The 14,961-nt window shown below is 68.9% G+C and carries 15 protein-coding genes and 1 tRNA gene; 10 read left to right on the top strand and 6 right to left on the bottom strand.

What is annotated here, in order from left to right; genetic code table 11:
- Positions 1-1,317: a hypothetical protein gene (locus tag N4P33_RS10670; protein ID WP_260826096.1), complete on the top strand. Its 1,317-nt coding sequence runs from the start codon at positions 1-3 to the stop codon at positions 1,315-1,317.
- Between the two features lie 72 nt (positions 1,318-1,389).
- Here the strand turns inward: N4P33_RS10670 and N4P33_RS10665 are convergent, their stop codons facing one another.
- Positions 1,390-3,138: a serine/threonine protein kinase gene (locus tag N4P33_RS10665; RefSeq protein ID WP_260826095.1), complete on the bottom strand. Its 1,749-nt coding sequence runs from the start codon at positions 3,136-3,138 to the stop codon at positions 1,390-1,392.
- Between the two features lie 100 nt (positions 3,139-3,238).
- Positions 3,239-3,787, bottom strand: coding sequence for a DNA-binding protein (locus N4P33_RS10660; RefSeq protein ID WP_260826094.1), 549 nt, complete (start codon positions 3,785-3,787; stop codon positions 3,239-3,241).
- Between the two features lie 181 nt (positions 3,788-3,968).
- Between N4P33_RS10660 and N4P33_RS10655 the strand changes: the two genes are divergently transcribed.
- Positions 3,969-4,041: transfer RNA gene (locus tag N4P33_RS10655), tRNA-Ala, on the top strand.
- A 144-nt stretch (positions 4,042-4,185) separates the two neighbouring features.
- On the opposite strand, the gene N4P33_RS10650 is transcribed toward N4P33_RS10655, so the two are convergent.
- A complete protein-coding gene (locus tag N4P33_RS10650) occupies positions 4,186-4,887 on the bottom strand; it encodes a DUF5324 family protein (RefSeq protein WP_260826093.1) in 702 nt (233 codons plus the stop codon).
- 328 nt (positions 4,888-5,215) lie between these two features.
- Between N4P33_RS10650 and N4P33_RS10645 the strand changes: the two genes are divergently transcribed.
- Together N4P33_RS10645 and N4P33_RS10640 are read left to right on the top strand one after the other, a co-directional pair.
- The gene (locus tag N4P33_RS10645) at positions 5,216-5,743 is read left to right on the top strand and encodes a peptidylprolyl isomerase (protein WP_260826091.1); all 528 of its coding nucleotides are present in this window, start codon (positions 5,216-5,218) and stop codon (positions 5,741-5,743) included.
- Between the two features lie 108 nt (positions 5,744-5,851).
- Entirely contained in the window at positions 5,852-6,739 is an 888-nt protein-coding gene (locus tag N4P33_RS10640; protein ID WP_260826090.1) for a rhomboid family intramembrane serine protease, read from the top strand.
- Between the two features lie 246 nt (positions 6,740-6,985).
- On the opposite strand, the gene crgA is transcribed toward N4P33_RS10640, so the two are convergent.
- Positions 6,986-7,240 (bottom strand): cell division protein CrgA, encoded by a 255-nt coding sequence (gene crgA, locus N4P33_RS10635; RefSeq protein WP_053635432.1) that lies wholly within the window; start codon positions 7,238-7,240, stop codon positions 6,986-6,988.
- A 141-nt stretch (positions 7,241-7,381) separates the two neighbouring features.
- On the opposite strand from crgA, the gene N4P33_RS10630 reads away from it, so the two are divergent.
- From N4P33_RS10630 to N4P33_RS10605, 6 genes are read left to right on the top strand one after another with little or no spacing between them, the layout of a single operon-like run.
- A complete protein-coding gene (locus N4P33_RS10630) occupies positions 7,382-8,161 on the top strand; it encodes a DUF881 domain-containing protein (protein ID WP_260826089.1) in 780 nt (259 codons plus the stop codon).
- 22 nt (positions 8,162-8,183) lie between these two features.
- Entirely contained in the window at positions 8,184-8,864 is a 681-nt protein-coding gene (locus N4P33_RS10625) for a class E sortase (protein WP_260826088.1), read from the top strand.
- 52 nt (positions 8,865-8,916) lie between these two features.
- Positions 8,917-9,078, top strand: coding sequence for a hypothetical protein (locus N4P33_RS10620; protein ID WP_260826087.1), 162 nt, complete (start codon positions 8,917-8,919; stop codon positions 9,076-9,078).
- A complete protein-coding gene (locus N4P33_RS10615) occupies positions 9,075-9,713 on the top strand; it encodes an aminodeoxychorismate/anthranilate synthase component II (RefSeq protein WP_260826086.1) in 639 nt (212 codons plus the stop codon). Before N4P33_RS10620 ends, N4P33_RS10615 begins: the two co-directional genes overlap by 4 nt.
- Positions 9,710-10,858, top strand: coding sequence for a class E sortase (locus tag N4P33_RS10610; RefSeq protein ID WP_260826085.1), 1,149 nt, complete (start codon positions 9,710-9,712; stop codon positions 10,856-10,858). Before N4P33_RS10615 ends, N4P33_RS10610 begins: the two co-directional genes overlap by 4 nt.
- A 25-nt stretch (positions 10,859-10,883) precedes the next feature.
- Entirely contained in the window at positions 10,884-11,639 is a 756-nt protein-coding gene (locus tag N4P33_RS10605) for a class E sortase (protein ID WP_260826084.1), read from the top strand.
- Here N4P33_RS10605 and N4P33_RS10600 read toward each other — a convergent pair.
- A complete protein-coding gene (locus tag N4P33_RS10600) occupies positions 11,521-12,729 on the bottom strand; it encodes a restriction endonuclease (RefSeq protein WP_260826083.1) in 1,209 nt (402 codons plus the stop codon). The two genes, N4P33_RS10605 and N4P33_RS10600, sit on opposite strands and share 119 nt — an antisense overlap.
- Before the next feature lie 184 nt (positions 12,730-12,913).
- Complete coding sequence (pknB, locus tag N4P33_RS10595; protein WP_260826082.1) at positions 12,914-14,923, bottom strand: Stk1 family PASTA domain-containing Ser/Thr kinase; 2,010 nt, start codon at positions 14,921-14,923, stop codon at positions 12,914-12,916.
- Positions 14,924-14,961 lie beyond the last annotated feature (38 nt).

The raw sequence follows: 14,961 nt of genomic DNA, 5'->3' as shown, positions 1-14,961 counted from the left end.
GTGGTCACCTGGGGGGCCGTGGCCGCCCTGCTGCCGGGCCCGCCTGCCCACGCCGCCGCAACGGCCGCACCAGTCGCCTCGCCCGGCACCGGCCGCGCCACGAAGGCCCTCCCCGCCGAGTCCGGGACGACGCCTCCCTACGCCTTCGCCGACGAGGATCAGCAGGTGGAGGCCGGCGTGAGCACCGCCGACGCCGCGCTCCTGGAAGCCGGACGGAGCTACCGCAGCACCCTCCCGCCGAACGGCACCGTCCATTACCGCCTCGAACTCGACGCCACCTCGACCACCTACGTGTCCGCCACGGCCGTTCCCTCCACGGACAGCACCGCCTCCGCCCTCGACGGCGTGAAGGTGACCCTGAAGGATGGCGAAGGCCGCTCCTGCGACACGAACACGGCGACCTTCGGCGCCGGTCGCAGCCCGCACCCGGTCGCCGCCTGGGCCGAACGGGAGATCTCTCCGCGCAGATCCGTGTGCAAGGACGCCGGGACGTACTACGTAACCGTCGAACGTGCCGATCCGGACGGAAACGAAGCCTCCCCCGACCCCTGGGAGCTGGAACTCGCCGTCGTCTCGGAGCCCGAGCCGAAGAATGATGGGGCGACGAGCCCGCCCGAGGCATGGAACTCCGCCACCCCCGCGCCCGTCGAGGGGAAGGCCGTACGACGCACCGGCGGAGCGGGGTTCGCCCAGGCCACCGCGCTGGGGGAGGGAGTCTGGCGGGACGACATCCGGCCGGGCCGGACTCTCTTCTACCGGGTCCCTGTCGACTGGGGACGGCAACTACACGTCACCGCCGAGCTGGGCAGGACGAAGTCCGGCGCCAAGGGCTACGTCGCCGCCGCCCTGGACCTGGACCTCTACAACCCCGTGCGCGGATACGTCACCGACCTCGGCATCGGCTACAACGGCAGCCAGAAGTCCGAGCGCCTCGCCCCCCTGCCGCCCGTCGCATACGGCAATCGTCATGCGCCCGGCAGCCGCGTGGACGGAATGCGGTTCGCCGGCTCCTATTACCTCGTCGCCCACCTCGCGGCGGACGTGGCGGACGACTTCGGCGACGAGCCCGTCCCCCTGACCCTTCGGGTGCGGCTGAGCGGCACGCCCCAGGACGGGCCCGGCTACCAGGCGGCATCCATGCCGCCGGGCATCTTCGCGGTGACGGACGAGGACCGGGAGGCGGCCGGAGGCACGGTGACGGGCGACGACGACCCCGCCATGACGGCGCTCGCCGTGGGCGGCATCGGCACCGGGAGCGCGCTGCTGATCGGGCTCGGGGTGTGGACGGTGGTGGCCAGGCGGCGGGGTGCTGCCTAGCTAGCGGCTGGCGTGGTGGGCCGCTCCATTGGGGCGGCGCTCCGCTCCGGGGCTGCTTCGTTGTGGAAGGGCTCAGATCTGGGTGAGGGCCCAGAAGCCCACGGCGTAGCAGGCCAGGGCGAGCAGCAGGAGAGGAACGGCCACCCTCGCCGGAGGGCCCGGTCGGCGACGGGGCGGGGAGGGCGGCGCTGCGTGCCGTGAAGTCGCCTCGCTCGGAGGCGGAACCTGCGGGGCTTGGGCGGTGTATTCAGCAGTAGAGGCCTCCGCGGGCGGGAGCGGGGCCGAGACGGGATACGCCGACGGGTGCGGTGTCTCAGGGGAGCGCAGGGGGTGAGTCGGGTCGTGCGGGGAGACGTGGGCGGAGTGGGCCGCCAGGGGATGCTGGGCGCTGTGCTCGGCGGCCCGTGCTGGTGGTGGCTGGAGGTGGTGCTGTGGCTGTGGTTGCCGGCGTGGCTGGGATCCGGGTGGGCCGGGAGGGGACGGTGGGGCCGACGTCGCGGACGACGCGGCGGTGACCTGCGGCGGCGGCAGATGGAAGCTACCGGTGTCCGACATGCTCCGCGCGCTGCCCTGCGGCTGCACGGGAGGGGCCGACGCCGGGGGACTGGAAGGCTGCTCGGATACGGCCGACGGGACGGAACCGGTTCCCGCACCGGAGCCGGATGCCGCGACCGGGCCGGGCACACCGGACGCCGCGACCTGCCGGGGTGCCCCGGATGCCGTCACTGGCCCGGGTTCACCGGATGCCGCCCCGGCTGTCCCGGCCGAAGGCAGCCCCTGAGCAGACGCTGGCCCCTGCGCCGAGGAGGGCTCGTGCGCCGACGACGGCCGGGCGGACAGGGAGTCATGCCGGAGCCCGGAAGAGGCGACGGCATCACCCGGCCGGGCCTCCTCCGCGACGACCCCGGCGCCCTGCTCCGGCCGGACACCCGAGGCCCGCTTCACCGGACCGTCCGCGGCGAATCCCGGCGGCAGCGGCCCCAGTTGGTCGAAGATCTCGATCAGTTCGTCGTCGGGGCTCGGCTCCGGCAGAAGCTCCGCGGCCGCGGCGAGCGCCTTGCGCGCCCCCGTCGCCGTGCGGAACCTGGCTGCCGGATCCGGTTGCAGCAGGGTCGACACGACCTGCCACAACGGCTCCGGGATGCCCTGGGGCGCCCCGGGCGTCCCGTGGTCGGCGAAGTACTGGATGAGCGCCTTGGCGTCCGGTTTCGCGCCCTCCAGCAGATACAGCGCGACCAGACCCACGGCGAACAGGTCGGCGGGGAAGTCCGGCTCCGAGCCCATCATCTGCTCCGGCGCGATATAGCCGGGCGTCCCCACCACCAGGTTGGTCTCGGTCAGCCGGGGCTCGCCCAGCCGCATGGCGATGCCGAAGTCGGACAGCCGCAGCCGCGGCCTGCCCGTGCCGGTGGCCTCGAGGAGCACATTGGCGGGCTTGATGTCCCGGTGCACCACGCCCTCCGCGTGCACCGCCGCAAGACCGGCCAGCAGCTGGTCGAGCAGGGTGCACACGAACGCGGGCGGCAGCGGACCGTAGTCCCCGACCAGGTGGACCAGCGAACCGCCGGCCACGAGGTCCATCGTGAAGAGAACCTTGTCGTCGTCAGCGGCCCAGCTGGTCGGGGCGAGCACATGGGGGTGATCGATCCGCAGAGCCTGTTCGCGTACGAACCGCAGCAGAGAGTGCGCGTCGCTCTGGAGGAGAATCTTGGCGGCCACATAACGCCGGCGACGGTGGTCCCAGGCGCGCCAGACCGCGCCGACGCCCCCGCGTCCGATCGGGTCGACCAGCTCGTACCGGCCGGCGAAGACCTCACCCATGGCTGTACGTCGCTCCTCCCCCTGCGATGTCCCCCGTGACTCGCCCTGCGCTTCCCTTGCGCTTCCCCCGTGACTCCCCCCGTGTTTCCCGCTGCAGGGATCAGTTCTGGTGGGACTGGTAGTGAGCCACCGCGTCGGACGTGCGGCCCGCGCCATAGACCCGGAGGAACTCTGCCAGCTCCGGGTGCGTGGGGGCGAGAGTGTCCGCCGCCTCGATGATCTCGCCGGCGGCCGCGACCGACCGCAGCAGGGACTGGATCTCACGGACCACCCGCTTGACCGTCGGCGCACCCGAACTGTTCGTCGTCTGCGTGGTGTTGCTGAGCACCGATCCCCCCTGCGACTTCTTGATCTCCTCCATCCGCTCGGTCGCCTCGGCCGCGCTCACGCTGCCGTCCACGACCTGCCGGGCCAGATCCTGCAGCAGCTGCACCCGCTGCACCACCGCCGGATTGCCGATCTTCGCCCGCTGGCCGCTCATCAGCTGCGACAGCATCGGTGCGGACAGTCCCAGTACCCCCGCGAGACGAGCCTGGTTGAGACCGAGATCGTCTATGAGCCTACGGAAGAGCGCCCCCAACGGCTCCCCGTACCAGTTCCGCTGCAGTTCCCGCGCTCTTGCGGTGGCTTCCTGCTGTGCGGCGTCCATTGCGTCTCCCCATCGCTTCCCCTAGAACGCGGTTCGCTGTAGCGAACCACGCCGAGCATCTTACGGAGAGTGGTCGGTCACGGGGACCCCCAATCTTTTTGCGGAATCCCCGGGGTGACCCGGTACTCTGGTCTCCGGCGCCCACTAGGACGGCAGTCTTCCCGGTGGACGCTTTCCTTCCGGGGCCTTAGCTCAGTTGGTAGAGCGCTGTCTTTGCATGGCAGATGTCAGGGGTTCGACTCCCCTAGGCTCCACACACAGACCCCTCCCACCTGCGGAAACGCGGTGGGAGGGGTCTTGTCGTTCGTGCATCAGATGTTTCACGTGAAACGGCGCGGCGGGACGAAGAGACCCTCAAGTCTCCTGTCCCGCCGCGCCGTTGACGTTGCCCGAGCGCGTCACGTCTGGTCGTCGCGCTTGGCGGCCTCCTCCTCGGCCTCCTTGGCCTCGACCTCCGGATCGAGCGCGGACCGGCCGCTGCCGTCCACCGACGTCAGCGTGCCGCCCTCCGGCACGTCCGTCGGCTCCGGCGGCTCCACCAGCCAGTCCGGGTTGGCCTGCTTGTCCCACCACTTCCACGCGGCGAAAGCACCACCCGCGACGGCACCCAGCACCAGGATCACCTTCGCGGCCTTGCCGGCCTTCGCCCGCCGCTGCTGCTTACGGACAAGCTTCTGGATCTGCTTGGCCGAGACCTGGCCGCGCAGCGCCGCCAGCACGGCCGCACTGCGAGCGGCAGCCTCGTCCCTCGCCGGCCCGGCGGCCGCCCTCGCCTGCTCGATCCTCGGCTTGGAGAACTCGGCCGCCTGACGCGCGGCCTGGCGCGTACGAAGGGCGGCCTCCTGAGCGGCCAGGTCGACCTTCGGCGGCACATGCGTCCTGGCCTGCTCCAGATACGGCTGGACATGTGCGCCGTACTGGACGCGGGCCTGCCCTGCGGCCTGCGTCACCTTGGGCGCGAGCCGTACGCGTGCCTCGTGTGCGTAGTGCGCGGCCCTGACCTTGGCCGTGTCGGCGTAGGGCGCCACCACTTCCGCGGCGTGCAGCACGCTGTCCTTCGCCGAACCGGTCGCGGCGCGCACGCTGTCGATGCGGGTCACGGGTTCCTCCTCCTCGGTGGCGTACGGTAATTCGACTTTCCACCCTTTTACGGATCATGCCTGCCGGGCGGCCACGAGGCATGCGCGGACAGGCATACGGGTGCCGGTGAAGCGTGGTCGAGTGCAATAGGGGATGAATCCGGGGCAACAGGAGCTTGTCGTCGACAATGCCACGGATCGTCGCCGCCCGCCCCCGCCACGGAATGACTCGGCCGGATTTCCGCAACCGGATCGGCCCGGATGCCCGCCTGTGAACCGAGGCCGGGCGACTGAGGGCCCCGTCCGTGCGAGGATCAGGGAGTCACGGAAAGACAACGGAAGGCACATCGTGGCTGAGCAGCTCTACGCCACCCTGAAGACCAACCACGGCGACATCAAGGTCCGGCTCTTCCCGGACCAGGCGCCGAAGACGGTCAAGAACTTCGTCGAGCTCGCCAAGGGCGAGCGGGAGTGGACCCACCCCGAGACCGGTGCCAAGACCACCGACAAGCTCTACGACGGTACGGTCTTCCACCGGGTGATCAGCGGCTTCATGATCCAGGGCGGTGACCCGCTCGGCAACGGCACCGGCGGCCCCGGCTACCAGTTCGAGGACGAGTTCCACCCCGACCTGCGCTTCGACAAGCCCTACCTGCTGGCCATGGCCAACGCCGGCCCGGGCACCAACGGCTCGCAGTTCTTCATCACCGTCGCCCCGACGGCATGGCTGAACCGCAAGCACACCATCTTCGGCGAGGTCACCGACGCCGCCGGCCAGAAGGTCGTCGACACCATCGCCTCCACCCAGACCAACCCGCGCACGGACCGTCCGGTCAACGACGTCGTGATCGAGTCGGTCGAGATCACCGAGAGCTGAGCCTCTCGCCCCCAGGGAGCGCGAAAGCCCCCCAGAGGGGAACCAATCGCCCCGCTCATCCGTAAGGATGAGCGGGGCGGGGCTTTTCCACACGACCGAGGGGATGTCATGGACGACCAGGCTGCCGGCAGCCCGCAGGACGCCCACCGCGTCCCTCACTGCTATCGACACCCAGACCGCGAGACCGGCATCCGCTGTACCCGCTGCGAACGCCCCATCTGCCCCGAGTGCATGGTCAACGCCGCGGTCGGCTTCCAGTGCCCCGACTGCGTCCGCAGCGGCTCCGGCACCGGACACGCTCCGAACGCCGCGATGCCCCGCACCCTCGCCGGCGGCACCGTCGCGGCCGATCCCCACCTGATCACCAAGATCCTCATCGGCATCAACCTGGCGGTCTTCATCGCCGTCCAGTTCAGCGAGCCACTGCTCAACGACCTCGTCCTCATCGGACGCTGGCCGCCCGAGCCCTTCCTGCCCACGGACGGTGTCGCCGACGGCGACTGGTACCGCCTGGTCACCTCGATGTTCACCCACGAGGCGATCTGGCACATCGCCTTCAACATGCTCAGCCTGTGGTGGCTCGGCGGCCCCCTCGAAGCCGCCCTCGGCCGCGCCCGCTATCTAGCGCTCTACTTCGTCTCCGGACTCGCCGGCAGCGCACTCGCCTACCTGCTGGGCGCACCCACCACCGGGACACTCGGCGCGTCCGGCGCCATCTTCGGGCTGTTCGGCGCGACCGCCGTACTCATGCGGCGGCTCGACTACGACATGCGGCCGATCATCGCCCTGCTCGTGATCAACCTGATCTTCACCTTCACGTGGGCCAACATCTCCTGGCAGGCTCACATCGGAGGCCTTGTCGCCGGCGTCGTCGTCGGCTACGCCATGGTCCACGCCCCCCGTGAGCGGCGCTCGCTCGTCCAGTACGGAACGTGTGCGCTGGTGCTCGCCGTCATCGTGGGACTGACCCTGTTGAGGACCGCGCAGCTCACCTGAGCGGGCGTTGTCCACAGCGAGTGGCGGATCTTGTGCACAGGGTGCGGGAACATCTGTGCCCCCTGTCACCGACCCGTGTTTCCGCAGGTCAGGCAGGGGGCGAACAAGCTTTCGGATGCCAGTCGTTCGGTCACACCGGCGTCAACTCACAGTGAGTTATCCACAGATCGTCTTTCTTTTTCCCCACTGTGGACAACGCCTGTGGATAACTCAGTGGATAGCCCTGGGCAGAGCTGGCCCGTGGGCCTACTTCCACTGCGTCGAGACACCGAATCCGGCGGCGATGAAACCGAAGCCCACCACGATGTTCCAGTTGCCCAGAGCGTCGATGGGCAGCGAGCCGTCGGTGACGTAGAAGACGACGATCCAGGCCAGGCCGATGAGGAACAGGGCCAGCATCACCGGCGCGACCCAGGCGCGGTTGGTCAGCTTGATGGCGGTCGTCTGCTTCGCCGGGGGCGGCGTGTAGTCGGCCTTCTTGCGGATACGTGACTTCGGCACGAGGGTCTCTCCTGTCGATGCGCTGCGTGGCCGCGCAGGGATCTGGGTCGGGCTCGGGGCAGCGTACAAGGGGACTCTGAGCGCTCCCCCGGGCGTCCGTTAGCGTAGTGCTTCCGTGGCGCCGAAGGAGATAAGGGTACGTTGAGCAATTCTGCCGACTTCCCGGGGACGGAATCCAGCCCTGCCCGCCGACGCCGTTTCCGGCCCGTGCGGATCCTCACCGTGGGTGTCTTCGCTCTCGCCGGGCTCATCTTCTTCACCAGTTTCAACACGGCCAAGGGCACGGATATCCGCACGGACGCCTCGCTGCTGAAGCTGTCGGATCTGATCCATGAGCGCAGCCGTGAGAACGGCCGGCTGGACGAGTCGAACGGCGCGTTGCGCCGGGAGACGGAGGCGCTGGCGGAGCGGGACGACGGCAGTACGGAGGCGGAGCTGGACAAGCTCGCCGACCTGGAGAAGCGGGCGGGGACGCAGCCGCTCAAGGGTGAGGCGATCACGGTCACGCTCAATGACGCTCCGCCGGACGCCACGGCGAAGCTGCCCGGGTATCCGGAGCCGCAGCCCGATTACCTGGTGATCCACCAGCAGGATCTGCAGGCCGTGGTGAACGCGATGTGGCAGGGCGGGGCCGAGGGCATCAAGGTGATGGATCAGCGGCTGATCTCCACGAGTGCGGTGCGGTGTGTGGGCAACACGCTGATCCTGCAGGGCCGGGTCTACTCGCCGCCCTACAAGATCACGGCGGTGGGTGATCCGGAGAAGCTGAAGAAGGCGCTGGCGGCGTCTCCGGCGATCCAGAACTACATGGTGTACGTCAATGTCTACGGGCTCGGCTGGAAAGTCGAGGACAACGGGACGGTGACTCTGCCCGGCTACTCGGGCACAGTGGATCTGCACTACGCGAAGCCTGTGGAGTAGCCAGCGAGGCGGGGGGCCGCCGGTGCGCGTGATCGTCAGGACTGTCAGCGAGCTGTGCATCACCGTCGGCACCGTGATCGTGCTCTTCGTCGTGTACGTGTTGTTCTGGACCGGTGTGCGGGCCGATGACGTGATGGACGAGCAGATCGACCGGCTCCGGGAGCAGTGGGCGCGGGAGAGTGCTCGGCCTGTGTCCGGTGCGCCTGCGAGTCCTCCGAGGCCGAAGCCGTATGCGAAGGGGCGGGCCTTCGCGATCATGTACATCCCGCGCCTTGGTTTCACGTGGAACAAGCCGGTGCTCGAGGGGACGGCGACGGGCACGCTGAAGAAGGGCCTCGGGCACTACGCGGGCACCGCTCAGCTCGGTCAGCGGGGCAATTTCGCGGTGGCCGGGCACCGGCGTACGTATGGCGATCCGTTCAAGGACTTTCCCCAGCTCAGGCGGGGTGACGCGGTGGTGCTGACGGACGGGGCGACCTGGTTCACGTACCGGATCGACAAGGGGCCGTACAAAACTGTGCCGACGGACGTCGAGGTGATCGACCCTGTGCCACGTACTTCCGGGTATACGCGCCCGGGCCGCTATCTGACGCTGACGACGTGCGATCCGGAATGGGGGCACAGTCATCGGCTGATCGTCTGGGCGCATCTGGACTCCACGCAGCCTGTGGAGGCCGGGAAACCGGAGGCGTTGCGCCGTTAGTCTGTTGGCGTACGGCGTGGGTCAGGTGCCGTGGCACGACGGAAGGGACGGCATGTACAGCTGGATCTGGCGGCATCTGCCGGGGAACGGATGGGTGAAGGCGCTCATCTCGCTGGTGCTGGTCATCGCCGTGGTCTACGTCCTCTTCCAGTACGTCTTTCCGTGGGCCGAGCCGCTGCTGCCCTTCAACGATGTGACGGTGGACAACCAGTGAGCGCGCGCATTCTCGTCGTGGACAATTACGACAGCTTCGTCTTCAACCTGGTCCAGTACCTGTATCAGCTGGGCGCCGAGTGTGAGGTGCTGCGCAACGACGAGGTGTCGACGGCGCACGCACAGGACGGTTTCGACGGTGTGCTGCTGTCGCCGGGGCCGGGCACGCCGGAGGAGGCCGGGGTCTGCGTGGACATGGTGCGGCACTGTGCGTCGACGGGCGTGCCGGTCTTCGGCGTGTGTCTGGGCATGCAGTCGATGCAGGTGGCGTACGGCGGTGTGGTGGACCGGGCGCCGGAGCTGCTGCACGGCAAGACGTCGCCGGTGGAGCACGAGGGCAAGGGCGTCTTCGCGGGGCTGCCGTCGCCGTTCACGGCGACCCGCTATCACTCGCTGGCGGCGGAGCCGGCGACGGTTCCGGCGGAGCTCGAGGTGACGGCGCGGACGCCGGACGGCATCGTGATGGGGCTGAGGCATCGTGAACTTCGGGTGGAGGGCGTGCAGTTCCATCCGGAGTCGGTGCTGACGGAGCATGGGCACCGGATGCTGGCCAACTGGCTGGTGGAGTGCGGGGACGAAGGCGCGGTGGCGAGGTCGGCGGGGCTCGCCCCGGTGGTGGGCAGGTCCTCGGCGTGACCGCGCTGCGCCCCGAGCGCGAGTCCGGCGCCGACGCGTACGGCGGCGCCGGCGGCCAGGGCAGCTCGTACGACGGGCCGTCGTACGAGGGGCCGGGTGCGCTCGGGGAGTGGTACGGCCAGGAGCCGTACGGGGGGCAGCAGGTCGGGCAGTCGTGGGATGCGTACGTCCCGGCTGAGGAGCCGCGTGGGGGTGCGTACGAGCCGCTGCTCGACGAGGAGACGGTCGCGCTGCGGATCCCCGATCCGCCGGGCGGGACGACGACGGCGAGTCGGTCGGCCTCGACGGCTCCTGAGGGCCGGGCGGCGCGCAGGAAGGCCGCCAAGCGGCGTCATGGGCGCCGTGGGGGCTCGCACAAGGCCGGTGAGACTACGGAGGGCTCGGCGGGCTCGGGGACGGGTCACGGGCCCGAGGGTGGGCGGCAGGCGCCGCTCTCGCGGGTCGAGGCGCGGCGGCGGGCGAAGGCCCGTAAGGCGAGTCCGGCGGTGATGGCGAGCCGGGCGATCGGCGAGGTGTTCATCACCACCGGTGTGCTGATGCTGCTGTTCGTCACCTATCAGCTGTGGTGGACCAATGTGCGGGCGCAGGCGCAGGCCGGCAAGGAGGCCAGCGATCTGCAGAGCGACTGGGCGAACGGCAAGCGGAATCCGGGGGCGTTCGAGCCGGGGCAGGGTTTCGCGCTGCTGCACATTCCGCGGCTGGATGTGGTGGTGCCGATCGCGGAGGGCATCGACAGCAAGCGGGTGCTGGACCGGGGCATGGTGGGCCACTATGCGGAGGGTGCGCTGAAGACGGCGATGCCGGACGCGAAGACGGGGAATTTCGGGCTGGCGGGGCATCGCAATACGCACGGGGAGCCGTTCCGGTACATCAACCGGCTGGAGCCGGGCGATCCGATCGTCGTGGAGACGCAGGACACGTACTACGTGTACAAGATGGCGTCGATGCTGCCGGTGACGTCGCCGAAGAATGTGAGCGTGCTCGATCCGGTGCCGAAGGGGTCGGGTTTCACCGCGCCGGGCCGCTACATCACACTGACCACGTGCACGCCGGAGTTCACCAGCAAGTATCGGTTGATCGTCTGGGGCAAGATGGCCGAGGAACGGCCGCGCAGCAAGGGCAAGCCGGATGCGCTCGTCAACTAGCTGGTCAATCGAGGACAGAGGGAACGTGGCAGCGACCACCGACGACACCGAAGAGCACACCGGCACGCGCGGGTCGTCTCCGCGCCGGGCGCGCCGCCGTATGGGACCGGTCGCGATGGCGATCAGTTTCTTCGGGGAGCTTCTGATCACGGCGGGCCTGGTGCTCGGTCTGTTCGTCGTGTACTCGCTGTGGTGGACGAATGTCATGGCCGACCGGGCGGCGGACAAGCAGGCGGAGAAGGTCCGCGACCACTGGGCGCAGGAGTCCGGCGGTGACGGTCCGGTGTCCTTCGACAGCAAGGACGGCATCGGCTTCCTGCATGTGCCCGCGATGAGCGGTGACGAGATTCTCGTCGAGAAGGGCACCTCGATGAAGGTGCTCAACGACGGCGTGGCCGGCTACTACACGGACCCGGTGAAGGCGACGCTGCCCACGTCCGGGAAGAAGGGCAACTTCTCGCTGGCGGCGCACCGGGACGGGCACGGGGCGAAGTTCCACGGCATCCACAAGATCGAGAAGGGCGACCCGATCGTCTTCGAGACGAAGGACACGTGGTACGTCTACAAGGTCTACGGCGCCCTTCCCGAGACCTCGAAGTTCAACGTCGACGTCCTGTCCAAGATCCCGAAGGAGTCGGGGAAGACCAAGGCCGGCCACTACATCACGCTGACGACCTGCACGCCGGTGTACACGAGCAAGTACCGGTATGTGGTGTGGGGCGAGCTGGTCCGCACGGAGAAGGTGGACGAGGAGCGGACGTTGCCGGAGGAGCTGCGGTAGGTCCCTTACGATGACGAAGGCCCGAAGCCGCAACTTGCTTGTGCGGCTTCGGGCTTCTTCGGCTGTGGCCTATCGCAGGGCTTTGAGCCTCACCCGCGCTCCAGGCTTCGAGTTCGTCGCGGTTCACGGTGATGACGCCGCTGAGGTCGGCGACTGCTTGTGCTTCCCGGCTGAAGTTGCAGGTGGCGACGAACAGGGCGATGTCCACGCGGTCGACGGCGCGAGCGGCACCTGCGAACTTCTGCATGTCGGCGCTGGGGACGGTCGAGCGCCCGGCGCGGTTCTTGCACTGGACGGCCACGCTGCGTCCGTCTGCCGTGCGTGCCGTGATGTCGATTCCCCGGTCGCTGCGCGCCTGCCGTACGACGACGTCCGTGCAGCCGTCGCGTCGGAGCAGGTGGGCGACGTGGCGTTCGAATGCCTGCCAGGTCATGGCCTGGAGTGTGGCCCTGATGTTCTCCGTGGGTGCTTCGCCTTCGAGGGTGGCGAGCCGAGTGTGGTGCCAGCACAGTTTGCGTTCGACGTTCTCGATGTCCTGACGGAGCTCGATGAGTTCCTTGCGGTGCTCGCCCGACGTTTCGATCAGGGCGTTGAACATCGGTACGACCGTCTTGCCGAGGATGTGGGTGATGCGCTGGTCGATACGGTTGCCGAGGGACGGGATATCGGCGGGGGCAGGGTTTTCCACAGGCTGTGTGCGCGCCAGGTACTCCATGTCGAGCAGGTAGGTGCGCACCTGGCGGGCCACGTCGCTGTCCCGGAGGAGCATGGCGACGTTGAGGACGGCTCGGCGGGGAAAGAGGGCGAGGGACCGAGTACGCGACTGAATCCCACTGAGTTGCTTGAAGTCACTCAGTTCTGTCCCAGTGAGGACCCGGTACCCGCTGGCTTCCAACTCCGAGCGATGGTCGTGTACGACGGCACGGATCGCTTCGACCGTCACTCCGAAGTACGTCGCCACCATCGCCGTCGTGACATGCATGCCGTCCGGCAGGAGTGACAGTGCCTTCACGCGGTCGAGCACATCGGTGCGGTCCAGGACGCTGCTGCGTAGCGTCTGTGATTCCAACAGTGCTGATTCCTTGATCAAGGTCTGCCCCCTCGGTGCTGTTCGTCAGGGCAGGCCCGGATGCCCCACCCCACCCGATCAACGAGCCGCTGCGGGCGAAGACACACGAGCGAAGGGGGGACGTGTGTTCAAGGTGGGCGCACGCGAGAGAGCCCCGGTGCCCTCTGGAGAGGGAGCCGGGGCTCTGTCGTGCCGGTGTCGCGGGTCAGTCCTCCTCGCGGCCCCCGGTGACGCCGCCGAAGATGCCGCCGTTGTTGCCTCCGTTGCCGCCCTGGTCCGCGGTGAACAGGCTGACCGCTGTTCCCTTCGGGACCTGGGTGCCCTGGGGCGGGTTGGAGCCGAAGACGCGGGAGTTGGGGTCCTGGGAGCCGGCGATGTTGCCGACCGCCAGACCCGCGTCCTGGAGCATCTTCTGGGCGTCCTTGAGGGTCTGCCCGTTGACGTTCGGGACGGCGACCTGTTCGTTCTGCTGCTTGGCCTTGCCGACGACGATCTGGACCGCGGAGTTCTTGTCGGCGGTGGAGCCGGCCTGCGGGGTGGTGCGGATGACCTTGCCGACCTGGTTGGGGTCGTCGGTCTCTTCCTCGGTGCAGTTGCCCACGAGGTCGTTGTCCGTCATCTGGGCCTTCGCCTCGTCGCACGTCTTGCCGATGACGTCCGGGACGGTGGACTTCGCCTCCGCCTTGGCGATGATCAGGGTGATCGTGGAGCCCTTCTCGACTTCCGCGCCGGTGGTCGGGTCCTGCTCCAGCACCGTGCCGGCGGGCTCGGGCGACTCGCGGGTCTCCGTCTTGACCTCGAACGCGTACTTGTCGGCCTCCAGCTTGTCCGTCGCCTCGTCGACGTCCAGGCCGGTGACGCTGGGCACGGTCACCTTCGGCGCGCCCGTCGACACGACGAGGTTGACGACGGTGTCCTTCTTGACCTTGGCTCCGGGGAGCGGGTCCTGTTCGCAGATCTTGCCCTTGCTCTCCTTCTCGCAGGGCTTGGAGGTGAAGTCCAGCTTCAGATCGCCGTTCTCGGCGAGGCGCTGGGCGGTGTCCTTCTTCTCGCCCACGAAGTTCGGCACCGAGACCGTGTCGTTGCCCACGCCGCCGTTGCCGCTGAAGGCCCAGCGGCCGATCAGGATGGCGCCGACCAGGACCAGGACGCCCGCGACGACGAGCAATATCGTCGAGGTGCTGTTCTTCTTCGGGGCCTGGCGGCGGCGGTCGGGGCGGTCGTCGTAGCCGTAGCCGCCGTCGTCCGGGTTCATGGGCGGCAGCATCGACGTCGGGGCGCCCGCGCCGGAGTCCGAGCGCAGGGCGGTCGTCGGCTGGTCGTTGCCGTAGCCGGCGTAGCCGACGGCGCCCAGGGCGGCGGTGGCCGCGACGGGCTGGCCGTCGAGGCAGGCCTCGATGTCGGCGCGCATCTCGTCGGCCGACTGGTAGCGGTAGTCGGGGTCCTTGACCAGCGCCTTCAGTACGATCGCGTCCATCTCGGGCGTGATCTCGGGGTCGAAGACGCTGGGGGCCTGCGGTTCCTCGCGGACGTGCTGGTAGGCGACCGCGACCGGGGAGTCGCCCACGAAGGGCGGGCGGACCGTCAGCAGCTCGTACAGGAGGCAGCCGGTGGAGTAGAGGTCGCTGCGCGCGTCGACCTGTTCGCCCTTGGCCTGCTCCGGGGAGAGGTACTGCGCGGTGCCGATGACCGCCGCGGTCTGGGTCATCGTCATGCCGGAGTCGCCCATGGCGCGGGCGATGCCGAAGTCCATCACCTTGACCTGGCCGTTGCGCGTCAGCATGACGTTGGCCGGCTTGATGTCGCGGTGGACGATGCCGTTGCGGTGGGCGTACTCCAGGCCCTGGAGGATGCCGATGGTCATCTCCATGGCCCGCTCCGGCAGCAGCTTGCGGCCGGAGTGCAGCAGCTCGCGGAGCGTGGAGCCGTCGACGTACTCCATGACGATGTACGGGATGGACACCCCGTCGATGTAGTCCTCGCCCGTGTCGTAGACCGCGACGATCGCGGGATGGTTGAGCGAGGCGGCCGACTGGGCCTCCCGGCGGAACCGGGCCTGGAAGGACGGGTCACGCGCGAGGTCCGCGCGCAGCGTCTTCACCGCCACGGTACGGCCGAGGCGGGTGTCATGCGCGAGGTAGACCTCCGCCATGCCGCCGCGACCGAGCACCTGGCCCAGTTCGTACCGGCCGCCGAGGCGACGCGGCTCTTCCATAGCTACCTACCAGCCCTCTCCGTCGGTCCCAGGCGGCA

Source organism: Streptomyces sp. 15-116A (genome assembly GCF_025290915.1).
In the GTDB taxonomy this organism is placed as follows: Bacteria; Actinomycetota; Actinomycetes; order Streptomycetales; family Streptomycetaceae; genus Streptomyces.
Note: the sequence above shows the minus strand (reverse complement) of the source record. Positions and strands in the feature narration are given on the sequence as shown.